21 protein-coding genes are annotated in these 22173 nt (G+C 56.9%); 14 read left to right on the top strand and 7 right to left on the bottom strand.

The window, feature by feature from the left end:
- Window positions 1-3: 3 nt before the first annotated feature.
- From IF205_RS14715 to IF205_RS14705, 3 genes are all read right to left on the bottom strand, one after another.
- Window positions 4-1557, bottom strand: coding sequence for a DUF6504 family protein (locus IF205_RS14715; protein ID WP_259780109.1), 1554 nt, complete (start codon window positions 1555-1557; stop codon window positions 4-6).
- Window positions 1481-2191 (bottom strand): ImuA family protein, encoded by a 711-nt coding sequence (locus tag IF205_RS14710; protein ID WP_259780108.1) that lies wholly within the window; start codon window positions 2189-2191, stop codon window positions 1481-1483. Before IF205_RS14710 ends, IF205_RS14715 begins: the two co-directional genes overlap by 77 nt.
- Window positions 2192-2288: 97 nt before the next feature.
- Window positions 2289-3281 (bottom strand): GlxA family transcriptional regulator, encoded by a 993-nt coding sequence (locus IF205_RS14705; protein ID WP_259780107.1) that lies wholly within the window; start codon window positions 3279-3281, stop codon window positions 2289-2291.
- Between the two features lie 307 nt (window positions 3282-3588).
- On the opposite strand from IF205_RS14705, the gene IF205_RS14700 reads away from it, so the two are divergent.
- The 3 genes from IF205_RS14700 (at window position 3589) to IF205_RS14690 (ending at window position 5921) form a co-directional block, all read left to right on the top strand.
- Window positions 3589-4182, top strand: coding sequence for a helix-turn-helix domain-containing protein (locus tag IF205_RS14700; RefSeq protein ID WP_259780106.1), 594 nt, complete (start codon window positions 3589-3591; stop codon window positions 4180-4182).
- Window positions 4183-4332: 150 nt separating this feature from the next.
- Complete coding sequence (locus IF205_RS14695; protein ID WP_259780105.1) at window positions 4333-5067, top strand: substrate-binding periplasmic protein; 735 nt, start codon at window positions 4333-4335, stop codon at window positions 5065-5067.
- A 134-nt stretch (window positions 5068-5201) separates the two neighbouring features.
- Window positions 5202-5921 carry a substrate-binding periplasmic protein gene (locus tag IF205_RS14690; RefSeq protein ID WP_259780104.1) on the top strand — a complete coding sequence of 240 codons (720 nt, stop codon included), beginning with the start codon at window positions 5202-5204 and terminating at the stop codon, window positions 5919-5921.
- Window positions 5922-5955: 34 nt separating this feature from the next.
- Here IF205_RS14690 and IF205_RS14685 read toward each other — a convergent pair whose 3' ends face one another.
- Window positions 5956-6270 (bottom strand): YciI family protein, encoded by a 315-nt coding sequence (locus tag IF205_RS14685; protein ID WP_259780103.1) that lies wholly within the window; start codon window positions 6268-6270, stop codon window positions 5956-5958.
- Between the two features lie 192 nt (window positions 6271-6462).
- Here IF205_RS14685 and IF205_RS14680 point away from each other — a divergent pair, with 192 nt between their 5' ends.
- From IF205_RS14680 to IF205_RS14655, 6 genes are all read left to right on the top strand, one after another.
- Entirely contained in the window at window positions 6463-7671 is a 1209-nt protein-coding gene (locus tag IF205_RS14680) for a glycine C-acetyltransferase (RefSeq protein ID WP_259780102.1), read from the top strand.
- 11 nt (window positions 7672-7682) lie between these two features.
- On the top strand, window positions 7683-8711 hold the full coding sequence (gene tdh / locus IF205_RS14675; RefSeq protein ID WP_259780101.1) for an L-threonine 3-dehydrogenase: 1029 nt from the start codon (window positions 7683-7685) through the stop codon (window positions 8709-8711).
- A gap of 150 nt (window positions 8712-8861) precedes the next feature.
- Complete coding sequence (locus IF205_RS14670) at window positions 8862-10091, top strand: M24 family metallopeptidase (RefSeq protein WP_259780100.1); 1230 nt, start codon at window positions 8862-8864, stop codon at window positions 10089-10091.
- Window positions 10092-10240: 149 nt separating this feature from the next.
- Window positions 10241-11800: a trimethylamine methyltransferase family protein gene (locus IF205_RS14665; RefSeq protein WP_259780099.1), complete on the top strand. Its 1560-nt coding sequence runs from the start codon at window positions 10241-10243 to the stop codon at window positions 11798-11800.
- Window positions 11801-11836: 36 nt separating this feature from the next.
- Window positions 11837-14257: a GcvT family protein gene (locus IF205_RS14660; RefSeq protein ID WP_259780098.1), complete on the top strand. Its 2421-nt coding sequence runs from the start codon at window positions 11837-11839 to the stop codon at window positions 14255-14257.
- Between the two features lie 175 nt (window positions 14258-14432).
- Window positions 14433-14873, top strand: coding sequence for a DUF2867 domain-containing protein (locus IF205_RS14655; protein WP_259780097.1), 441 nt, complete (start codon window positions 14433-14435; stop codon window positions 14871-14873).
- A 52-nt stretch (window positions 14874-14925) separates the two neighbouring features.
- On the opposite strand, the gene IF205_RS14650 is transcribed toward IF205_RS14655, so the two are convergent.
- The 3 genes from IF205_RS14650 to IF205_RS14640 form a co-directional block, all read right to left on the bottom strand.
- Window positions 14926-16398: a vWA domain-containing protein gene (locus IF205_RS14650; protein WP_259780096.1), complete on the bottom strand. Its 1473-nt coding sequence runs from the start codon at window positions 16396-16398 to the stop codon at window positions 14926-14928.
- A 249-nt stretch (window positions 16399-16647) separates the two neighbouring features.
- Window positions 16648-17426, bottom strand: a protein-coding gene (locus IF205_RS14645; RefSeq protein ID WP_259780095.1) for an IS5 family transposase whose coding sequence is annotated in 2 segments (ribosomal slippage) — window positions 16648-17091 and window positions 17094-17426 — 777 coding nt in all. Because the reading frame shifts where the segments join, the coding sequence is not laid out codon by codon here.
- 78 nt (window positions 17427-17504) lie between these two features.
- A protein-coding gene (locus tag IF205_RS14640; protein ID WP_259779310.1) for an IS5 family transposase occupies window positions 17505-18280 on the bottom strand; the annotation gives its coding sequence in 2 pieces (ribosomal slippage) (window positions 17505-17945 and window positions 17948-18280; 774 coding nt in all).
- A gap of 115 nt (window positions 18281-18395) precedes the next feature.
- Here IF205_RS14640 and IF205_RS14635 point away from each other — a divergent pair.
- From IF205_RS14635 to IF205_RS14615, 5 genes are all read left to right on the top strand, one after another.
- Window positions 18396-18587 (top strand): Flp family type IVb pilin, encoded by a 192-nt coding sequence (locus IF205_RS14635; RefSeq protein WP_259780094.1) that lies wholly within the window; start codon window positions 18396-18398, stop codon window positions 18585-18587.
- A gap of 317 nt (window positions 18588-18904) precedes the next feature.
- Window positions 18905-19096, top strand: coding sequence for a Flp family type IVb pilin (locus IF205_RS14630; protein ID WP_259780094.1), 192 nt, complete (start codon window positions 18905-18907; stop codon window positions 19094-19096).
- A gap of 143 nt (window positions 19097-19239) precedes the next feature.
- Window positions 19240-19782: an A24 family peptidase gene (locus IF205_RS14625; protein WP_259780093.1), complete on the top strand. Its 543-nt coding sequence runs from the start codon at window positions 19240-19242 to the stop codon at window positions 19780-19782.
- A 17-nt stretch (window positions 19783-19799) separates the two neighbouring features.
- Entirely contained in the window at window positions 19800-20777 is a 978-nt protein-coding gene (gene cpaB, locus IF205_RS14620) for a Flp pilus assembly protein CpaB (RefSeq protein WP_259780092.1), read from the top strand.
- A 17-nt stretch (window positions 20778-20794) separates the two neighbouring features.
- Window positions 20795-22165: a type II and III secretion system protein family protein gene (locus IF205_RS14615; protein ID WP_259780091.1), complete on the top strand. Its 1371-nt coding sequence runs from the start codon at window positions 20795-20797 to the stop codon at window positions 22163-22165.
- Window positions 22166-22173 lie beyond the last annotated feature (8 nt).

The following is a 22173-nucleotide window of genomic DNA, read 5'->3' as shown; positions in this document are numbered from 1 at the left end:
GCGTCACCCGAATATGCCGTGGATGAACCAGTTCTCACCAGCCTTTGCGCGTTCCCGGCAAAGCCACAGGCGGCGGCCTTTCTGGTCGCGGACCCGGAAATAGTCCCGCGTTCCGGCAAGCGGTTTGTCCCCCAATTGCCGCCACCATTCCGGCCCGATCCGCTCAGGGCCGGTTACTTCCTGAGCCTGCAGGCAAACCCGTCGCCAGATGAATTGTTTCGGCAGGGTTTGGCCCGGAGAAGTTTCCACCGTGACCGGTTCTGGCCGGTCAAACAGGCGCAAAGGGCGTGGCGGGAGGGTCGGCCAGGGGCTGTCCTGGGCCTTACCGAAGGGGGCTTGCGGCCGGTACAGCCGTTCCGGCCGGTGGCTTTCCTTGAAGCCAGGGCGGTGGATGCGGTTTGGCCCCATGCGATGGGACAGGCGGTCAACCAGGGCGCCCAGGGCGACCTGATCTCCCGCACTCTCTGCCGTTTCCATATCTGTCTGCCGGGTGGCGAGGGGGTCTATCCGGCGGGCCCAGGCCAGGGTTTCATCAACCCCGAAACCGGGGTCGATTTCCGGCAGCCGTTCGTCCAGCAGCCTTTGTAAGTGATCGGGACTGACGGTCGGCGTGCTGGTGCTGACGGTCAGCAGGGCGACGGAATTGTCGACCCGGCGATAGCGCAGCACCAGTTGCCGGATACCCTTGTCCTGTTCCTTCAATTCGGTGCAGAGCTGTTCCAGCAGGGGGCGGGTGGTTTCCCGCAGGATTGCACCGTCGCCCAGCGGTTCCGGCCAGGGTTGGCGGCGGCAATGATGCTGTGGTGGCTGGTTATAGGCCAGATGTTCCGGCAGGCGGCCCAGGGCCTGATCCAGGCGGCGCAGGACCTGCCCTCCGGCACGTGCCGTCAGGTTGGCTCGTGGCAGGGGATAAAGGTCACCCACCCGATGCAGGCCAAGGCGGTTGAGCAATTGCACATTGTTCGCGTTCAGGCGCAGTGCCTCCAGCGGCAGGGGCTCCAGGCCGGTGCGGGTCTGTCCTGCTTCCAGGAGGTCACCGGTTTCGTCATAGCGGGCGATGGCCCAGGCGGCCCCTGTGGTATCAGCCAGGCCCAGGCGGCAGTCGAAACCGAATTGCGCGCTATCGGCTATGATCTGTTTCAACATGGCTTGTTCACCGCCAAAGAGATGGGCACAGCCGGTGATGTTTAGCCACAAGCCGCCGTCACCGATATCGGGCAGATCCGCAGGCCGCGTTTCCACCGCGACCCAAGGGGCATAGCGGTCCGCCCAGCGCGACAGACTGTGAAGGGTCTGGAAATCCTCATCCCGGCGCGCGGACAGGGTGATGAGGGCTGGTTGAATGGCTCGTGCGTCGGCCAGCAACATGCCCGGCAGCAGATTTTGCCTGAGAGCGACTTTGTTGACGCCGACCAGGCGCACTGTGTTGGCGTCGGTGCGGGTGACGGCAAAGGGCTGTGTTCTGAGCCGTTCGGCTGTCTCATGCGGCGGCGGCTTGCGGATATACCGGTCCGTTGCCAGCCGTGGCAGCCAGATATAAAGGAACCTCTGTGTCATTTCGTTCGATGCTCCAATGGCCGGGGCGCATGCCTTGCCCACGCAGCAGGGAAACCTGCCATCCGTCCTCATTGCCGGTAACCTGCCAGCGGCTGCGTGCCGCGGTTGATGGCAGGCTGTCACGATCTGTTTCAGGGCAGAGCAGGAAGGCCATGCCGTTGCCGTCCTCCGCGGCAAGTTGCAGGCGTCGGCTTGCGGTCAGGTCGGGAAGAGGGGCCTCCGCCACCACGGCGGCTGCCTGACCGGACCGCAGGATTTCCTCCAACGCCCAGAAGCTGTCGCGGGGATGAGGGCTGTCGATGAAATAAAGACCGTGGCTGAAACCCGCCTGCAGGGCCGGGGGATAAAGACCGCCACTGTCCAGAACGGACGGGCTGTGCAGCCAGAAGACCGGCTTTTGAAAACGTGCACCGGCCTGTTGCGCCAGATGACGGGCAAAGCCGGTCGCGGCGCCGTCGGCAGTTACCCCATGCACTTCATGCAATGCGGGACAGGCAAGCCCCTGCGGAAAACACTGGTCCAGCACCGGGATATCCAATGCCAACCCGGCGGTTTCCACCAGATTGGCATGGACGGCCCATTGCCGTTCGGCCTGGCGCAAGGCGTGGCGTGCAATTTCCAGTTTACTCGACATGATCTTGTTTTGTTCTCCTCTAGTGAAGATTTTTGTTCTTTTTTTGTTCTTTTGTCAAGTATGAAGAAAGGAGGGGGGATGCAACCGCCAGCGGCCCTTATAGGGCGCTATACCGCGCTTCTCTTGGGGTGAGACCGAATTTTCCGCGATAAATCTGGGTGAAATGGGAGATGGAGACAAAGCCTGTCGCCATAGCTACCTCGATGATCGGCTTGTTCGTCTGGATCAGCAGGGAACGCGCCTTGTTCAGCCGCACATCGCGATAATATTTGCCGGGTGAACAGCCCAGGTAAAGCCGGAACAGGCGTTCCAGCTGACGCCGGGACAGGCCGACGGAGGAGGCGAGTTCATCCAGCGGGATCGTCTCCTCGATATTATGTTCCATGATGTTGATGACGTGGTGCAGCTTCTCGCTTTTCACGCGCAGGCGCTGTTGTTCCAATGTCTTCTGTTCGTCGAGCGGGGAGCGCACGCGCTCATGCTGGAACTGGTTGGCGACCTTGGAGGTTAGATTGGCGTCGTAATGCCGGTTGATGATGTTGAGCATCAGGTCCAGTGTCGCCGCCCCGCCGGAACAGGTATAGCGGTCCCGGTCGATCTCGATCAGGTTGCCGGTCCATTCCACGTCGGGAAATTCCTCCAGGGCGGAGGTGGCGTTTTCCCAGTGGATGGTGGCGCGGTAGCCGTCGAGCAACCCGGCGGTGGCAAGAACATGTGCGCCGGTGCTGATCCCCGCAATGGCCGTGCCGTGGCGGCTGAGACGGCGCAGCCAGGAATAGACCGCGTTGGAGGCGTGATGGGGATTAAACCCGGCCAGGACCATGACCATGTCATAATCCGCCTTGTCGTGAATGCCCTTTTCAACCTGGATCGGCATGCCGCAACTGGCGGGAACGGCCTCACCGTCCTCCGAGATCAGGGACAGCTCATAAAGCGTCCTTTCCGCCTGACGGTTGACCTCGCGCAGGGTTTCCACAACGGATGCCAAAGACAGCATGGAAAAACGGGGAATGAGGAGATAGCCGATCCTTCTGGTTTCCGCAGAATTTGATACGGACATATCCGATTTTGAAATAACGTCCTGTCGCACTGACCCAGCTCCCTAAACCTGCACCCAAACCATTTCTGTTTCTGTTGTTCGGTATTTTGAATGGGGCAAATCCCGGCAACCAAATGTACCCACGGGGCGGTTGCCTTGGAATATTGGCCTACAAATCCCGATTTTCGTCAAAAGAAATTCACCGAAAACGAAGCAAATAATCGCGATTTCGACAGATGTGTCGCGTATTCTTTTTCCCTTGTCGCAAATATCAAAATTCCAGTCGATTGCGATGCTTCGAGGGATTGGCTATCCTGCTTTCCGAAAGTTCAATATATCGAATTTATAGGGTATTTATATGCAGCCACCGGTTCCTGAATTGGGAGAAGCCCTGAAACAGTCCCGCAAGGGGCGGCGTCTGACGCTGGAGCAACTGGCGGAACGCAGCGGCGTTTCAAAATCCATGCTGTCCCAGATTGAACGGGGCAAGGTGAACCCCACCTTTGCCGTGCTCTGGAACCTGTCGTCGGCTTTGGGGGTGGAAATCAGCGACCTGATCAGCGGAGCCTCCGAGGCGGTCAATTCCGACGTGGTTGAGCATATGAAGGGCTATTCCACACCGGAAATCCGAAGCCAGGATGGAAAATGTCTGCTGCGCATTCTCAACCCGGCGCGCAGCGCATTGAATATGGAATGGTATGAGTTGCTCTACGAACCGGGGGGGGAGCTGGATTCCGATGCCCATGCCGAAGGCACCTGGGAGCATCTGACCGTTCTGGACGGCACATTGCAGGTCCATGTCGCAGACCGCGTCTTTACGGTGGAGGCGGGTGAAACCCTTCGCTATGACGTTGGTCAGCCGCATCGCATTGCCAATGCTTCCGGCGCATCTGCGCGGGCGCTGCTGGTTGTGGCACTGCCCGGCCAGTATGGCGGCCAAAGGCAGACGTAGTCCCGGGGCGCAATCCCCGATGAAATTTCTATGATGTTCCTGACGTTGGCTACGGTTTTCGATCGCAGGGCTGTATATCGGTAGAAACTGTGTTAAGATTTCTACTTCTGGGTTTTCTGTCCTGTTTCCGAGGTGGGGAAGAGCGATCGAATGCTGGCCTGTCGATACCTTCTGGTTGGGTTTTTGATTTTTGCCGGTGCGATGCACGGCAGTGCGAAGGCGCAGGACTCCCAGAAGAAAGTCGTGCTGTCCGGTATTATGGATAATGTCACCCATGAAATTGTCGGCGCCGTGGTGGCTGCGGCCTACGAACGGGCGGGAATTCCCATGGAAATTCGCTGGGTGCCGGCGAAAAGAGCCTTGAATGAAGCCAATTCAGGCCGTTCCGACGGGGATGTGGGGCGCATTGAGGGAACGGAAAAGGTCTGGCCAAATCTCGTACCGGTTCCAACACCGGTTATGGTCTTCAAGGCGCATGCCTATAGCACGAATGTTGATGCGAAAATCAACGACTGGTCCGATTTGAAGCCATACCGTATCGGTATTATCCGGGGTATTCGCTATTCGGATATCGCGACGGAAAACATGCAGCGAAAAGAGGCCAACTCGCCGCAGCAGTTAATGCATCTTCTGATCAACAATTATGTCGATGTTGTCGTCCTGACTGACAATGTCGCCTATCTGACAATCACGCGGGATTTTCCCAAGGCGGGGATTCATCCGGTAGGTGGATTGCTCGCCAATCAGCCCCTTTATCACTTTGTGAACCGTCGCAACAGAAAGCTCGTCGCCAGGCTGGATGCCGCCCTGCAGGAGATGACGGCCAGTGGTGAGATTGAAAAAATCAAACAGCGGGCCCTGAACGAGATCGCGTTGTCTTATTGAAACAGGTGACTTGCAAGACTGCCCTCCATGAAACTCCGTTAAAGGAGGCGGTGTGGTTTATGCTATGCTGATCCTCAGGGAAGGTGACGATTATCGAGTTGCTGCTCATGATATGGTCAAGATACCGGGTGCTTATGGTTGTCGCATGGATGCTGGCCTTGCTGGTGGGCGGAAGTGTTTCGGCCATTGCAGAAAGTGGCAGATCATTGGTCCTTTCCGGGATTGAGAATGATCTGATCCACAAGACCGCTGCGGATGTTCTGGTCGTTGCCTATGGTCGTATCGGTGTCTCTGTCACATTCCGTTGGGTTCCGGGGAAACGCGCCTTGACGGAGGCCAACAGGGAACGGACCGACGGTGACATTGCCCGGATCGCCGGGACAGAGAAAAAATATCCAAACCTGACGCCGGTTTCCACGCCGATTACATATTTTACTGCTGTTGCCTTTACGACATTGGACATAAGCGATGATATCCGGTCCTGGGATGACCTGAAATCATACCGGGTCGGCGTGCGCTATGGGGTCCGCTACGCCAAAGAGGCGACGGAGGGCATGAAGCGGCAATTTGGAAAAACGATCCCCGAGTTATTCCGATATCTTATACGAGATTATGTGGATGTGGTGGTTGTGGCCGAAGCGCCGGGGCTGGTCTCGGCCGCGGTCGATTTCCCCAATGCCGGTATCCATAGAGTAGGGCAGCCGTTGCATACGGTGCCGCTTTATCATTATCTGACCCTCAGGAATAAGGATCTGGTGCCCAAGTTGGATGCGGTGCTGCAGGAAATGACAGCAAGCGGAGAACTGGACAGAATCCGGCTTCGAGCCCTGGACCGGCTGATTGTGGCATATTGATTTTGCCGGGATTACCTGCAGGAGAGTGTGTTGATCAATCGGTTGCTGTCAGCGCTTCCTGCAGAGAGACGGCATGTCGTTTTGGAATGAATTCTGTAACCGTGTACTCTGCGACCTTGGCCTGGAAGAAGGGGTCTTGCGTCAGAATTTCCTCCAGGGCCGCGCGATCCGTGCCACGGGCGATGATGGCACCGCCCGTCCGCGGGACCTTCGGTCCCGATGCCAGGAAAATGCCGTCGGCATATTGCCGGTCGAGAAAGGCGTAATGCGCGTCAAGCAACGGATCAATCTCCTCAACCGGCTTTACATAGGTGAGGTCGATGAGAAACAGATTCAGTGTTTCCGGCATTGTCGTCCTTTTCACGGGAAATCGTCGTTTGGAATTGTGTCTGCAGTTTATCGGCTGGCCTGTCTGTTGTCACCAGAATGTGACGTCACAAGCAAGGACGGACTTCTATAATTTATTTGTCAAAAATTTCATTGACACAGGATAAGAAACAAATGTTCAATATAATGAACTTTTTGATTGGGAGGATCTGTTATGAGTACCGGGCTGCTGGCGCATCTGCATCGTGAAGCCGAGACCCTGAAGGAACAGGGGCTGTTCAAGGACGAGCGGGTTATTACGTCCCGGCAGGGGGCGGAAATCCATGTGGAGGCGAAAGAGCCGGGTCAGCCCAGCGACGAGATCAACCTTTGCGCCAATAACTATCTGGGGCTGTCCGGTCATCCGGCCCTGATCGAGGCGGGCAAGCAAGCGCTGGAGAAATACGGGTTTGGTCTGTCGTCGGTGCGTTTCATCTGTGGTACGCAGGATATTCATAAAGACCTGGAGGCCCGGATCAGCAAGTTTCTGGGCACGGAAGACACGATCCTCTATTCCTCCTGCTTTGATGCCAATGCGGGACTGTTTGAAACCCTGCTGGGCGAGGAAGATGCAATCATCTCCGATGCGCTCAACCATGCCAGCATCATTGACGGTGTGAGACTTTGTAAGGCCAAGCGTTATCGCTATGCCAATAACGATATGGCTGCCTTGGAGGATTGCCTGAAACAGGCGCAGGACGCACGCTTCCGGATCATTGCGACCGATGGTGTCTTTTCCATGGATGGCATTATCGCCAATTTGCCCGCGATCTGCGATCTGGCGGAGAAATATGACGCCTTGGTCATGGTGGATGACAGCCACGCCGTAGGCTTTACCGGTCCGACCGGGCGCGGCACGCCGGAATATTGGGGTGTGCAGGACCGCGTCCATATCATCACCGGTACGCTCGGAAAGGCCCTGGGCGGTGCGAGCGGCGGCTATACTGCGGCATCGAAGGAAATCGTGACCTGGCTGCGTCAACGCTCACGGCCCTATCTTTTCTCCAATACGCTGGCTCCGGTGATCGCGGCGACCTCGATCAAGGTGCTGGATATGCTGGATACCGCCGAGGGGGCCGCCTGGCGCGAACAGCTGTCTGCCAATGGCAAGGCCTTCCGGGCCGGGATGGAGAAGCTCGGCTTTACGCTTGTTCCGGGTGATCACCCGATCATCCCGGTGATGCTGGGCGATGCCAAACTGGCGCAGGATATGGCGGCGCGCCTTTATCAGGAAGGTGTCTATGTGATCGGTTTCTCCTATCCGGTCGTGCCCATGGGGCAGGCGCGCATCCGTACCCAGATGTCGGCGGCGCTGACCGAAGACCATGTCAATCGCGCTCTGGCCGCCTTTGAAAAGGTCGGGCGCGAAATGAACGTTATTTGAGGAGACGGGCGATGAAAGCTTTGGTGAAAGCGGAAGACGCGGTCGGCCTTTGGAAGCAGGATGTTCCCAAACCGGAAATCGGCCCCAATGATGTTCTGGTCAAGGTCCGCAAATCAGCCATCTGTGGCACGGATCTCCATATTTATAACTGGGATGACTGGGCGCAGCGTACCATTCCCGTGCCCATGGTGGTCGGCCATGAGTTCGTCGGCACGATTGAAGCCGTCGGCGAGGCTGTTTCCGGCTTCAAGATCGGCGAGCGCGTCTCCGGCGAAGGACACATCACCTGTGGCTATTGCCGCAATTGCCGTGCGGGCCGTCAGCATTTATGCCGCAATACAAAGGGTGTCGGCGTGAACCGCCCCGGCAGCTTTGCGGAATATCTGGTGATCCCGGCGTCGAATGCCTATCACATCCCCGATAACATCACCGATGATCAGGCGGCGATCCTGGACCCCTTGGGCAATGCGGCCCATACCGCGCTGTCTTTTGATCTGGTGGGCGAGGATGTGCTGATTACCGGGGCCGGTCCGATTGGTGTGATGGCGGTGGCCATTGCCCGATTTGTCGGTGCGCGGCACATCGTGATCACGGACGTGAATGAATATCGTCTGGACCTGGCGCGCCGGATGGGGGCGACCAAGGCGGTGAATGTCTCGACAAGCAGCACCCCGGAAGCCATGCAGGAACTGGGTATGGAGGAAGGCTTTGACGTGGGCATGGAAATGTCCGGCAACCCGCAGGCCCTGCGGGACCTGCTGCACCAGATGAACAACGGTGGCAACGTGGCGCTGTTGGGCATTCCGCCGAAGGAATGTGCCATCAACTGGGATGATGTCATCTTCAAGGGGCTTCATATCAAAGGCATCTATGGCCGGGAAATGTATGAGACCTGGTATAAGATGATCGCCATGCTGCAGAGCGGGTTGGACCTTTCGCCGGTGCTGACCCATCACTTCCCGATTGATGACTATGAAAAAGGCTTTGCTGCCATGAATTCCGGCCAGTCCGGCAAGGTCATCCTGGACTGGGCCGCCTGAGTGACGCGAATGTCGGTCCGCGAATAAGTCATGTCGATTTCAAGCATAGGAAGGGTATTATAGAGGCGTAGGGTCGAGGGATAAGGGGCCATAGAAAGGCGCAGACCTGGGGCCCGGATTGCAACGGCGTTTCAGGATCAGGGAGGCGTCATGACCAGCTATGTTTCTGCGGAAGACTTCCGCTATCCTCCATCTCACGGTATCGACATGACCGCGGTCCGGCAATACCGGCTGGAACGGGTCCGACAGGAACTTCGGCGGCGTGATATGGCCGCCGTTTTGCTGTTTGACCCACTGAATATCCGTTATGCCACCGACACGTCCAACATGCAGGTCTGGACGCTGCATAACCCCGCACGATACGCCTTTGTTCCTGCCGATGGCCCGGTGGTGCTATTTGATTTCCATAGCTGCGAGCATATTTCCAATGGCGTCGGTACCGTGGATGAGGTGCGCCCCGGCAAGCCCTTATTCTATTTCGAGGCGGGGGAGCGGTTATCGGAACAATGCAAGGCCTTTGCCCGGGAAACGGCGGACCTGATACATGCCCATGGTGGTGGAAGCCGCCGGATCGGCATCGACCGCCTGCATCACGAAGCTGTTGCGGAACTGCAAATCCAGGGGCTTACGGTTCTGGATGGCCAGGAACCTTTGGAAATCGCCAGGTCAATTAAATCCGAAGAAGAACTGAAATGCATGCAGGCGGCGGTTGATACCTGTGAGGCGGCCATGGACCGCATGCACAAGGCGGTGCGCCCCGGCATGACGGAGATCGAGCTTTGGTCCCTGATGCATCAGGAGAACATTGCCCGGGGCGGAGAGTGGATCGAGACACGGTTGCTGAGCAGCGGTGCGCGCACCAACCCCTGGTTCCAGGAGGCCTCCCACCGGCCGATCCAGGCAGGGGAGCTGGTCAGTTATGACACCGACCTGATCGGGCCGTTCGGTTATTGCGCGGATATCTCCCGGGCATTTCTATGTGGCGACGGGCAGCCGAGTGCCGAACAGAAGGCGCGATACCAACTGGCCTACGAACAGATCCAATACAATATGGAAATCCTCAAACCCGGCATGGGGTTCCGGGAGTTTGCGGAAAAGAGCTTTCAGCTCTCCGACGCCTTTATCGGTAACCGCTACAGTGTTGTCGCCCATGGTGTCGGCCTTTGCGACGAATATCCGAAAATCGCTTATCCGGAAGACTATGAAAAGGGCGGTTATGATGGCGTGATCCTGCCGGGCATGACCCTTTGCGTGGAAAGCTATATCGGGCATCGCGATGGGGGTGAGGGGGTCAAACTGGAAGAACAGGTTCTGATCACCGAAACCGGTATCCGTGTTTTATCAAGCTATCCGTTTGAGACCGATTGGCTGGTCACGTGATAGACTGCGTTTTTGCGCCGTGATGTCGAAAACGACACATTCATAGTCGAAATTGGGGAGGGCTGCCTCCAAGAAACAGGCGTAAGCCAGAGGGAAAGGGAGAAATAACCACGCGGGCGAGAGCCCGTCGACTTATCGGGAGGTGGAATATGACGGAACACGCAGAACGCCGGGGGCGTCGCAGGCGCGGGGGTGGTCACGCCGCCAAGGCTGTCGATCACAGCATCCACCAGCTTCCGTGGAACAACAATCTGGTGAACCCCTACCGTCCGATTGAAATTGTCGACGAGGAGGCCATCGAAAAGATACACGATGCCTCCATGACGATCCTGGAAGAGGTCGGGATTGAAGTCCTGCTGCCGGAAGCGGTGGAACGCTACAGGGCGGCAGGTGCCGATGTGAAGCCGGGCAGTGAACGTGTCCGTTTCGACCGCGGGATGATTGAGGAGCTGGTTGCCAAGGCCCCGAGTGGATTCACATTGCATTCGCGTAATCCCGAACGGAATCTGAAGATTGGCGGCAATATCATGGCCTTTTGCCCGGTCGCCAGTGCGCCGAACTGTTCGGATCTGGATAAGGGCCGCCGCCGCGGCAATCAGGAAGATTTCCGAAAATTCATCAAGCTGGCGCAGTTCTTCAACATCATTCATCTGCATGGCGGTTACTCGGTGGAGCCGGTAGACCTGCCGCCCGCAACCCGCCATCTGGATTGCCTCTATGATTTCGCGACGATGGGGGACAAGGTTTTCCATGCCTATTCCCTGGGTAAGGAGCGGAACCTGGATGCGTTGGAAATCGTCCGGATCGCCCGCGGGATCAGCGAAGAGCAGTTGAGCGAAGAGCCGAGCCTGATCACGGTGATCAACTCCAGTTCACCGTTGCGCCTCGATAACCCGATGATGCAGGGCATTATTGAGATGAGCAGCCGAAATCAGGTGGTGATCCTGACGCCCTTCACGCTTTCCGGGGCAATGGCGCCGGTGACAATTGCCGGTGCGCTGGCACAGCAAAATGCCGAGGCGCTGGCCGGGATTGCCTTCACACAGATTGTCCGGCCGGGATCGCCCGCGGTTTACGGTGGATTTACCTCCAATGTGGATATGAAGACGGGTTCGCCTGCTTTCGGTACGCCGGAATATGTCCGTGCGGCACAGATCGGCGGGCAGTTGGCGCGACGTTACAATTTGCCTTACCGGTCATCCAACACAAACGCCTCCAATGCGGTGGATGCGCAGGCGGCCTATGAAAGCGTGATGTCGCTTTGGGGCGCATTGATGGGCGGAGCCAATATCCTGAAACATGGTGCCGGATGGATGGAAGGGGGCCTGACCGCCAGCTTTGAGAAATTCATGATCGATATTGATCTGCTGCAGCAGATGGCCGAATACATGAAGCCGATCGAGGTCAATGACGCGACGCTGGCACTTGATGCGGTGCGTGATGTCGGGCCGGGCGGTCATTACTTTGGCACGGCCCATACCCAGGAACGCTACAAGGATGCCTTCTACGAACCGTTGATTTCCGATTGGCGCAATTTCGAAACATGGGAACTGGACGGGGGCCGGGACGCCACCCAACGTGCCAACGAACTCTATAAGAAAGCGCTGGACCAATATGAGGCGCCGCCCTTGGACCCCGGAATCCGGGAAGAGCTGGATGACTTTGTCACCCGTCGTAAGGCAGAAGGCGGCGTGCCGACCGATTTTTAACAATATCAAGAGCTTAAGTCTGGGAGTTAACTGAAAATGAAATCACATGTCCGGGTTGCGGTGATCGGCGGTGGCGTTGTTGGATGCAGCGTTTTGTATCATCTCACCAAGCTGGGATGGACCGATGTCATGCTGATCGAAAGGTCGGAACTGACATCCGGGTCGACCTGGCATGCGGCGGGCGGCTTCCACACATTGAACGCCGACACCAATATGGCCGCCCTCCAAGGTTATACCATCCGCCTTTATAAGGAGTTGGAGGAGATAACCGGGCTGTCTTGCGGGCTGCACCATGTAGGCGGTGTCACCCTGGCGGGCACGCCGGAACGCATGGATTTCCTGAAGGCGGAACGGGCCAAACATCGTTATATGGGCCTCGATACCGAAATTATCGGCCCGGACGAGATTAAGAAACTTTCCCCGATCACCAATACTGACGGCATTTTGGGCGCGCTTTATGATCCGCTGGACGGTCACCTTGATCCGTCGGGTACAACCCATGCCTATGCCAAGGCGGCCAAAATGGCCGGGGCCGAGATCATTCTCCGTAACCCGGTCCTGGAGACGAACCAGCAGCCCGACGGTTCCTGGGAAGTGGTTACCGAACAGGGAACGGTGATTGCGGAACATGTGGTCAATGCGGGCGGTCTCTGGGCGCGTGAACTGGGGGCGATGGCCGGTGTCTATCTGCCGCTGCATCCCATGGAGCACCAGTATCTGATCACAGAATCCACGCCTGAGGTTTATGAGTTGGGTCGGGAGTTACCTCACGTGATGGACCCGGAGGGCGAAAGTTATCTGCGTCAGGAAGGCAAAGGCATCTGTATCGGCTTTTATGAGCAGCAATGCGATCCCTGGGCCGAACGCGGCACGCCCATGGATTTCGGTCATGAACTGCTGAATAACAATCTGGACCGGATCGGGGATTCTCTGGCCTTTGCTTTTGACCGTTTCCCGGTATTGGCGCGTGCGGGGATCAAGACGGTTATCAACGGTCCGTTCACCTTCGCTCCCGACGGTAACCCGCTGGTCGGCCCTGTGCCCGGCCTCAAGAACTACTGGTCGGCCTGCGCTGTTATGGCGGGCTTCAGCCAGGGCGGTGGGGTTGGTCTGACCTTGGCCGAATGGATGATCGAGGGGGAACCCTCGCGTGATGTCTTTGCCATGGATGTTTCCCGCTTCGGGGACTGGATCACGCCCGGTTACACCCGCGCCAAGGTGAAGGAAAACTATCAGCGCCGTTTCTCCGTCTCCTATCCCAACGAGGAACTGCCAGTGGCGCGCCCGCATCAGACAACGCCCGCCTATGGCATCTGGAAGGAGCAGCGTGCGGTCTTCGGTGCGGCCTTTGGTATGGAGGCAGTTAATTACTTTGCGCTGGAGGGCGACCCGCTGGAGGAAACCCCCAGCTTCCGCCGAAGCAATGCCTTTGAGGCCGTAGGCCAGGAATGCCGCGCTGTTCGTGAGGCGGTGGGGATCAACGAAGTCCACAATTTTGGCAAATATCTGGTGAAAGGCGAGGGCGCACGGGCCTGGCTGGACCGGATCATGGCGGGGCGTATCCCGAAACCCGGCCGTCTGGCCCTGAATCCGATGTTGAGTCCGAAAGGCAAACTATTGGGTGATTTCACCGTGTCCTGCCTTTCGGAAACCGAGTTTATGGTAACGGCATCCTTCGGTATGCAGGCCATTCATATGCGCTGGTTTGAAAGGCACCTGCCGGAAGATGGCAGCGTAACGGTGGAAAATATCTCCACCCGGCGCATCGGTTTCCAGATTGCCGGACCCCGCGCGCGGGACCTGCTTGCCCGTGTGGCCTTTGAGGACGTGTCTGCGGAAGTCTTCAAATTCCTGGACATCAAGGAAATGGATATTGGCACCTGCCATGCGCTGGTACAGCGGGTTTCCTACACTGGAGACCTTGGATATGAAATCTACGTTCCGACGGAAGAGCAGATCGCGCTCTATTACATCCTGGAAGAGGCCGGCAGGGACCTGGGCCTGCGTCCGTTTGGCATGCGTGCAATGATGAGCCTGCGTCTGGAAAAAGGCTTTGGTTCCTGGAACCGGGAATTCCGACCGGACTACATGCCGATGGAAACCGGCATGGACCGTTTTATGGCCTATAACAAGCCGGTGGACTTCATTGGTAAGGAGGCCGCAATTGCCGAGAAGGAAAGTGGCCCGTCACGCAGGCTTTGCACCTTTGTTGTGGATGATAAAGGCGCGGATGTCTGGGGTGACGAACCGATCTGGCATGACGGCCAGGTGGTTGGTTTCGTGACCTCCGGCGGTTACGCCCATTTCGCGCAAAAGTCGGTTGCCCTCGGTTTCCTGCCGATAGAGCTGGTGGAAGATGGGCAGGCCGTACAGATCGAAATTCTGGGCGATATGTGCGATGCGACCCTGATCAATGAACCGTTGTTCGACCCGCAGGCCGACCGCATGCGGGGATAGGTTCCCATAGGCAACTTGTACTGGGCCGGTTGTTCCAAATGGAGCAGCCGGTCTTTTTTATGAAGGATTCGTCTGTTAGGAAGAGGACACTAGCTCTCTGTTCAGGGAAAGGATCATCAGGTTGGTCGATGAAATCAAACGAACGCAGCCTCGTCTTGTTCGAGATCGAGAGAGTTTGGATTACCTCCATCAGGAAAGCGCACTGGCAAAGCGTGAATTGAATGCCTATCAGGCCTATTGCCGGATGACAGAAAATTCATCCTGGCTGATGCGTTCGGCGGTTTGGCTGCGTGATGCGCTATGCAAACCTTTCGGTGTTGAGCAAATCGGCGGTTTTCGGAACAAGTCGGCAGACGCTCCCCCGAAAGTCGGTGAGAAACTGGATTTCTTCCTGGTTGAGGATATTTCCGACAGACGTCTGGTGTTAACCGTTCGCGACCGGCATCTGGATGTGATGCTGTCGCTGACTGCCGATCCTGTCGCGGAGGGTGGGACCCTGGTCGGCGAGACGACCTCCGTCGTTACCCACAATTTCTTTGGCCGTCTCTATATGGTGCCTGTCGCCCCGGCCCATCATGTCATCGTAAGGCGCGATATGAAAAAGCTCGCCGCATAAAAAAACCGCCCCGAAGGGCGGCTTAAAAAGGGAGAGTGCTTAAGGGTAGGGGTTATTTTGTCAGGCGCAGGGAGGCAATATGCTCTGCCACGTCCTCGAAGATTACCTTCAGGTCCGTTGCGTTTGGCGCATAGTGGTAATAGGGGGCGTTCGGACCACTGGCGATATCCTGCATTAGCTGTGCCTGATCGGTGCTGTTGTAGAAAAACTGGATCGAATAGATCACAACACCATCGTCTTTGACATTACGGGCCAGTTTGCGCAGGCGTTCATTCAGGGCCGGACGGGCCGAGTCACCATGGCCGAATTGACCCTGATAGGCATCACCCCAGCCGCCGAAGTTTTCACCGTCCGTCAGCAGAACAATGGCACGGGTCCGTTCGATATCCGGGCCGCTTGCGGCTTCGGTGAAGGGGGCCTCCGGCATGAGGGCGCGCCACGCCCACCCCAGACCGGATGCAACGTTTGTCGTGCCTTCCGGGTTTTGCAGGGAGTTGATCGCATCCAGAACAGCGCTCTTTGAATTCTGCAGAGGCGTGATGCCGTGTTCGGAGCATTTGGTGCATTCCTGACCATCCTGCGAGGAGGTGCAGACATTCCAAAGGCCGAGCTGCGGTTCGCCTTCCTTGCCGACCGGCTGCCAGGCAGGCCACAAAGTGGTGCCATAGGTCCCCGGACCATAGGCGACGTCCGCATCATTGCTGTCATCGCCATCGTCCAGGAAACGGCTGTAGACACAACCACCCCAGAAATAGGAATCCGGTTTGCTCAGCAGCGGTACTGGTGAATTGTTGACCTTGTAGATCACGTCCTGCGTTTCACCGGTATAGGGGTTGGTGAAGGCGGGGACCGGAACTTCCGTGGTCTGGGCCTCGTCATAGGCAACACCGTTGTAGGTGATGTTGGTCTTCGCATTCCAGGGAACCAGACCAATACGGATATAGTCGCTGGTTTCCTTCTTGCCGAAAAGCGACATAGTCAGGATTTTTGCGGCCCCGCGGGCGGCTGAAATACGGGAGTTTCCGTCGCCACCGCTTTGCCCCATGGAGCCGGAGACGTCCAGCGCCAGGATGACATCGAGGGGCCGCTTGGCGCGCTCAACCTCTGCATCGGATTTGATGGTCATGTCATTGAAGCCAACGATCCGCATGAAGGATGTGTCGAACTTTGCGGTGGCATCGAGGGCAATGCGCTCGTTGACTTCGTCGACGACAATATTGGGTCCTTCCACGGTGGTTCCCATGTAACCATCCGGGAAGTTGGCTTTGAAATAGGTACGTATGTCGTCGTCGCGGTTTGGTGAGTTGAAGGCACGCCCCCCCGCCAGCGCAGCGGCGTCGAGCGCGGCTGACAGGCGCGATTTGACCATGTATCCGCGGGAGGTATCCACACTGATACCCGTCAGGGCCACCAACGGGATCGCCGAGAAGGCGACGATTGCCAGGGTGCCCCCGTGCTGGTTTTTTGTGAATTCCCTAAGGCGGCGAATACTAAATAGCCGCTTGATGATCGAATATTTCGTCACGGCACAATTCCCTTTTTTACTTGGCCTCTCATTTGGAAAGGCACGAATAATTCCGGACGCGAGTGTCGCGTATTAAAGGGATCATAGGGGAAGTATACTGCTGCCTCCAAAATATTAATAAGCGGATCATTTGCTGGGAAAATAGTAAAAAACATACATAAAATTTTATATAAAAAGACACGTAAAGTATGGGTAAGTAATGTGCTTATTAATATTTTGACCGCGTAAGTGTTTTTTGTGACTATCCTGTTATTGGGCCGCAGACTCATAACTTCTGATCCAGATGCGGCATGAAGCGAGCTTGACGGCAGCCAGGAAATTCTCTGGGTTACGGTCGTATCGCGTGGCGATGCCCCGGAACTGCTTGAGCTTGTTGAAGAAGCGCTCGACGAGGTTGCGCTGGCGATAGACCCAGCTTGAGAAGGCGAAGGTCTTTTTGCGGTTCCGTTTTGGCGGAATATTGGCCCAGGCCTTGCGCGCGTCGGCAAGGGCGCGGATGGCGTCACTGTCATAGGCCCGGTCGGCCAGCAGGATGGCCCCCTCCTTCAAGTCTTTGAGCAGGCCCTCCGCTGATCGGCCGTCATGAGCTTGCCCCGGCGTGAGGGCCAGTTTCACCGGCCGACCTTCAGCGTCGACAAGGGCATGGATCTTGGTCGTCAGTCCACCCCGGGAACGGCCCATGCAGCCATCGTCAGATCCCCCTTTTTACCGGTCGCACCATGCTGATGGACGCGGACGCAACTACTGTCGATCATGACGATGTCGCTGTCGTAAGCCGCTGAGATTGCCTCCAAAAGCCGATCCCATACCCCGGCCTTGCGCCAGCGGACGAAGCGATTGTAGCAGGTTGTATGGGGGCCGTAACGCTCCGGTATCTCCGCCCAAGGCGTGCCTGCCCGGAACCGCCACAGAATGCCGTTCAGCACCCGCCGATCATCGACACGTGGTACCCCGCGCGGCTTGTTCGGCAGCAAAGGTGCGATAATCGACCATTCGAAATCCGTCAGTTCGTATCGGCGGCGGCTCATGAAAACTCCCTCGTTCGGCAACAAGAGACATGAATCACATCAAGATCGAAAGGGGAATCCTGTTTATGAGTTTACGGCCTAGGCCGCAGACTCATAACTTCTGATCCAGATGCGGCATGAAGCGAGCTTGACGGCAGCCAGGAAATTCTCTGGGTTACGGTCGTATCGCGTGGCGATGCCCCGGAACTGCTTGAGCTTGTTGAAGAAGCGCTCGACGAGGTTGCGCTGGCGATAGACCCAGCTTGAGAAGGCGAAGGTCTTTTTGCGGTTCCGTTTTGGCGGAATATTGGCCCAGGCCTTGCGCGCGTCGGCAAGGGCGCGGATGGCGTCACTGTCATAGGCCCGGTCGGCCAGCAGGATGGCCCCCTCCTTCAAGTCTTTGAGCAGGCCCTCCGCTGATCGGCCGTCATGAGCTTGCCCCGGCGTGAGGGCCAGTTTCACCGGCCGACCTTCAGCGTCGACAAGGGCATGGATCTTGGTCGTCAGTCCACCCCGGGAACGGCCCATGCAGCCATCGTCAGATCCCCCTTTTTACCGGTCGCACCATGCTGATGGACGCGGACGCAACTACTGTCGATCATGACGATGTCGCTGTCGTAAGCCGCTGAGATTGCCTCCAAAAGCCGATCCCATACCCCGGCCTTGCGCCAGCGGACGAAGCGATTGTAGCAGGTTGTATGGGGGCCGTAACGCTCCGGTATCTCCGCCCAAGGCGTGCCTGCCCGGAACCGCCACAGAATGCCGTTCAGCACCCGCCGATCATCGACACGTGGTACCCCGCGCGGCTTGTTCGGCAGCAAAGGTGCGATAATCGACCATTCGAAATCCGTCAGTTCGTATCGGCGGCGGCTCATGAAAACTCCCTCGTTCGGCAACAAGAGACATGAATCACATCAAGATCGAAAGGGGAATCCTGTTTATGAGTTTACGGCCTAGTTTTAATCGGTCTGCCCGAAGGAGGGAGTTACTATGATCAACACTTTCAAAAAGTTCGTTAAAGATGAGTCCGGTGCAACTGCTATTGAATATGGCCTGATTGCCGCACTGGTATCCGTTGCCGGTATCGCTGCACTGACCACCATGGGCGGCTCGCTGAAATCCATGTTCGAATATGTCGGCACGATCCTGAGCGGCGCTGTGAGCGGTGGTACCACGATCTAAGCTGACAACTGCCCCTATCGGCAGAAGAAACGAAAGTGATGTCGCCACATTACATCACGGACCAAGAGACTAGCCGGAAGCTTCATAAAGCTTCCGGTTCTCTATTTTTGGCGTCCGGTTCTTACGATGGAGGCGACAGTAATATCTGCTCGTTAAAACAAGATAAAATTTTATGGAAAAATGAATGTAAAGTCTCAGTAAAAAGTCTGCAAAAAGTATATAAGTAATATGTTTATTAATATTTCGACCTATTAAGTAATTTTCGCTATTATCTCAATATCGAGTTTCGAAGACCCAACCCGAAGGAGGGAGTTACTATGATCAACACTTTCAAGAAGTTCGTTAAAGATGAGTCCGGTGCAACCGCTATTGAATATGGCCTGATTGCCGCACTGGTATCCGTTGCCGGTATTGCCGCACTGACCACCATGGGCGGCTCGCTGAAGTCCATGTTCGAATATGTTGGTACGATCCTGAGCGGCGCTGTGAGTGGTGGTACCACGATCTAAGCTGACAACTGCCCTTCTCGGCAGGGGAAACGAAAGTGACATCGCCACTTTAAGTCACTGAGTAAGAGACTAGCCGGGAGCCTTCCAAAGCTTCCGGCTTTCTATTTCCCGACCTGCCATTCGCCACATTTGAGAAGGCCAGCTTGTTTCATGTTTTTTCCGAGGACCCAGCAATGTCTTCTTTCGAGTATGTTCAGGCGCTTTCAGTAGCCGCCTTTGCCGGCCTTCTTCTCTGGGCTGCCTGTAGCGACGTTAAAAGCTACACGATCCCCAACAAGGTTTCGCTGGCTATTCTTTCTCTTTATTTGCCATTTGTTCTGGCTTCCGGCGGGTCCGTTAACTGGACTGCAGGCTTGATTGTTGGCGCCATTGTTCTGGTGGCGGGCTTTGTCCTGTTCGCCTTCGGAAAAGTGGGGGGAGGCGACATCAAGCTGCTCACGGTAGTCTCGGTATGGGCAGGTCCCACCTATATTTTCGATTTTCTGGTTTTCACCGGCCTCGTTGGCGGTGTGCTCGCCCTGTTGATGTTGGGGGCGGCACGATTTGGTTTTGCCCTGGCCCTGGAAAAAATCGGTTTCCATTCCGGTAGCAAGGTCCTTCAGGGGTCGGTGCTGCCCTATGGCTTGGCGATTGCGGCAGGCGGTTTTGTCGTCGCATGGCGCCTGGCCGAACCCGTGTTATTATAAGGTAAGGAGGATACGCTATGTCGATCCGATCCGTCCTTCTCATTCTCGTCGCGGTCATGATGGCCGGTGGTACCGCTTTTTATGCGCGCAACCTGATCGTTGCAGAACGCAATGCGGCAGAAGCAGTCCAGAAAGAAGCGGTCGTCGAGGCCGTCAAACCGGCTGAGCGTATGGTGCTGGTTGCATCCAAGGCCGTCAGCATCGGCAAGTTTATCAAGCCGGAAGACCTTGAGTGGACGGCCTGGCCGGAAGATGGTGTCCTGGACAATTACGTTGCGATGACCCCTGACGATCTGGCGAAAGGCGAAAGCGACGAGGAAGGCCGTGCCTCCTTCGCCGGTGCCGTTGCCCGTCAGACGATCCAGGCCGGACAGCCGGTCATGCGCAGTCAGTTCGTATTCCCGGGTGATAAGGGGTTCCTGGCGGCGGTTCTTGAGCCGGGACATCGTGCGATGACCGTGCCGATCGACGCAACCAAGGGGATTGCGGGCTTTGTCTTTCCGGGCGATCATGTTGATCTAATCCTTGCGCTTCGCCTTAAAGGCAAGGATTTGGACGGCAAGGATACAACCCGTTATGCCAGCCTGACGCTGGATCAGGATATCCGCGTTCTGGCGATTGACCAGAATGTCACCAATGAAGAAGGCGAAGTGGTGGTTGCCAAAACGGCGACTTTGGAAGTCCTGCCAAAACAGGCTGAACGCATCGCATTGTCGCTGAGCATGGGCAGTCTTTCACTGAGCCTGCGCGGCCTGCCGGAACAAAATACAAACCTGGCAGATGCTTCTGACAATGCCTTTGATGCCTTCATGAAAGGCAAAACCGACAAGAAAGACCGCAATTATACAATTGATCTGGAGGTCTTTTCGGTGAACGGCCACGACCTATCTCTTAATTCCGGAGGCCGTCGTAAAGCAACACCAACGCAAAAAGCGCATACGGTGACTGTATTGCGCGGTTCGCCCGGCGGCAGCGGCGGTCTGGGCACAAAATAAATCGAGGGAGACTGGGGATGCGTGGCTGTAAGCTGGCAATGCAGGTAACGATCCTGATGATTGCATTCGCGGTGATTTATCCGGCGCAGGCCGTTGAGATCATCTCGGGGGCAGGGACGAAGATTTCGGTGGAAGCAAGCCATGGCCGGCTGATCCGGCTTCCCGGTCGCGCAGATACGGTTTTCGTGGCTGATCCGGAAGTGGCCGACGTTCAGGTCAAGTCGCCAACCCTTGTTTACCTGATGGCGCGCAAGCCGGGCACAACGACGTTGTTTGCCGTGGATGGAAGAGACCGCGTGCTGGCATCGCTTGATATTCAGGTCATTCCCGATCTGCCGAAGCTGCAGCAGAAAATTGATACACTGTATCCGGGCGTGGACGTTGCCGCGACGGCATTAGGGGAAAATGTTGTCCTGAGAGGGACCGTTGTAAGTCCCAGTCAGGCAGAGGGGATCAGCAAGCTCGCGGCGACCACGGCGGGTAAAGCGGACCTTGTTGTCAATCAGATGAAGGTCGCCACGCCCAGTCAGGTCAATCTGCGGGTCCGGGTGGCCGAAATGTCCCGAACCATTCAGAAGCAATTGGGCTTTAACTGGACGGGTAGCGGCGTGCTGGGCACGACGGGATTCACTTTTGCAACGGTGAACCCCTTCGCGGCATCGGTGACGGCGCAGACAGTGGGCCTGACCGGGATCGGGGGCCGGAATGTCAATGTGACATTGGATGCGTTGGACGACGAGGGCTTGATCAAAATCCTGGCGGAACCGAATTTGACGGCGATGTCCGGTGAAACGGCCAGCTTCCTGGCGGGTGGGGAATTCCCGATCCTGGTGCCGGGATCCGATGGGCGTGTGACGATTGTCTTCAAGCAGTTCGGTGTGTCGCTGGCCTTCACGCCGACAATCCTGGATGGCGGCCGTATTAACCTGCATGTCCGTCCGGAGGTCAGCCAGTTGTCCAATACCAATGCGGTGACGCTGAACACTTTCCAGATTCCGTCGCTGACAACACGTCGGGCGGAAACCACGGTTGAAGTGGGATCGGGCGAAAGCTTCGCAATTGCCGGTCTGATCAGCAACGACGTCACACACGACGTCTCGCGCCTGCCGGGGTTGGCCGATATCCCGATCCTGGGGGCCTTGTTCTCGTCGGATAACTTCAGGCGTGACGAAAGCGAACTGGTCATTGTTGTGACGCCCTATGTGGTGCGTCCCGTTGCCCAGGCGAAACTGATGGACCCCACGGAAGGCTATTATCCGCCGACGGACAGCGAACGGGTCTTGGGTTCATCCCTTAACCGCCAGCCGAAGAAACCTGCGCCGAAAGGGGCAACGGTGGACAGTCGCGGCAATCGTCTGATTGGCCCGGTCGGCTTCCAGTTTGAATGAGGAGATGT

The organism is Aestuariispira ectoiniformans, assembly GCF_025136295.1.
GTDB classification, from domain to species: Bacteria; Pseudomonadota; Alphaproteobacteria; order UBA8366; family Aestuariispiraceae; genus Aestuariispira_A; species Aestuariispira_A ectoiniformans.
Note: the sequence above shows the minus strand (reverse complement) of the source record. Positions and strands in the feature narration are given on the sequence as shown.

What these genes read in the sequence shown, in the direction of transcription:
- IF205_RS14715 (WP_259780109.1), bottom strand. Translation starts at nt 1,557, where the DNA reads ATGACACAGAGGTTCCTTTATATCTGGCTGCCACGGCTGGCAACGGAC.
- IF205_RS14710 (WP_259780108.1), bottom strand. Translation starts at nt 2,191, where the DNA reads ATGTCGAGTAAACTGGAAATTGCACGCCACGCCTTGCGCCAGGCCGAA.
- IF205_RS14700 (WP_259780106.1), top strand. Translation starts at nt 3,589, where the DNA reads ATGCAGCCACCGGTTCCTGAATTGGGAGAAGCCCTGAAACAGTCCCGC.
- IF205_RS14695 (WP_259780105.1), top strand. Translation starts at nt 4,333, where the DNA reads ATGCTGGCCTGTCGATACCTTCTGGTTGGGTTTTTGATTTTTGCCGGT.
- IF205_RS14690 (WP_259780104.1), top strand. Translation starts at nt 5,202, where the DNA reads ATGGTTGTCGCATGGATGCTGGCCTTGCTGGTGGGCGGAAGTGTTTCG.
- IF205_RS14685 (WP_259780103.1), bottom strand. Translation starts at nt 6,270, where the DNA reads ATGCCGGAAACACTGAATCTGTTTCTCATCGACCTCACCTATGTAAAG.
- IF205_RS14680 (WP_259780102.1), top strand. Translation starts at nt 6,463, where the DNA reads ATGAGTACCGGGCTGCTGGCGCATCTGCATCGTGAAGCCGAGACCCTG.
- tdh (WP_259780101.1), top strand. Translation starts at nt 7,683, where the DNA reads ATGAAAGCTTTGGTGAAAGCGGAAGACGCGGTCGGCCTTTGGAAGCAG.
- IF205_RS14670 (WP_259780100.1), top strand. Translation starts at nt 8,862, where the DNA reads ATGACCAGCTATGTTTCTGCGGAAGACTTCCGCTATCCTCCATCTCAC.
- IF205_RS14665 (WP_259780099.1), top strand. Translation starts at nt 10,241, where the DNA reads ATGACGGAACACGCAGAACGCCGGGGGCGTCGCAGGCGCGGGGGTGGT.
- IF205_RS14660 (WP_259780098.1), top strand. Translation starts at nt 11,837, where the DNA reads ATGAAATCACATGTCCGGGTTGCGGTGATCGGCGGTGGCGTTGTTGGA.
- IF205_RS14635 (WP_259780094.1), top strand. Translation starts at nt 18,396, where the DNA reads ATGATCAACACTTTCAAAAAGTTCGTTAAAGATGAGTCCGGTGCAACT.
- IF205_RS14630 (WP_259780094.1), top strand. Translation starts at nt 18,905, where the DNA reads ATGATCAACACTTTCAAGAAGTTCGTTAAAGATGAGTCCGGTGCAACC.
- cpaB (WP_259780092.1), top strand. Translation starts at nt 19,800, where the DNA reads ATGTCGATCCGATCCGTCCTTCTCATTCTCGTCGCGGTCATGATGGCC.
- IF205_RS14615 (WP_259780091.1), top strand. Translation starts at nt 20,795, where the DNA reads ATGCGTGGCTGTAAGCTGGCAATGCAGGTAACGATCCTGATGATTGCA.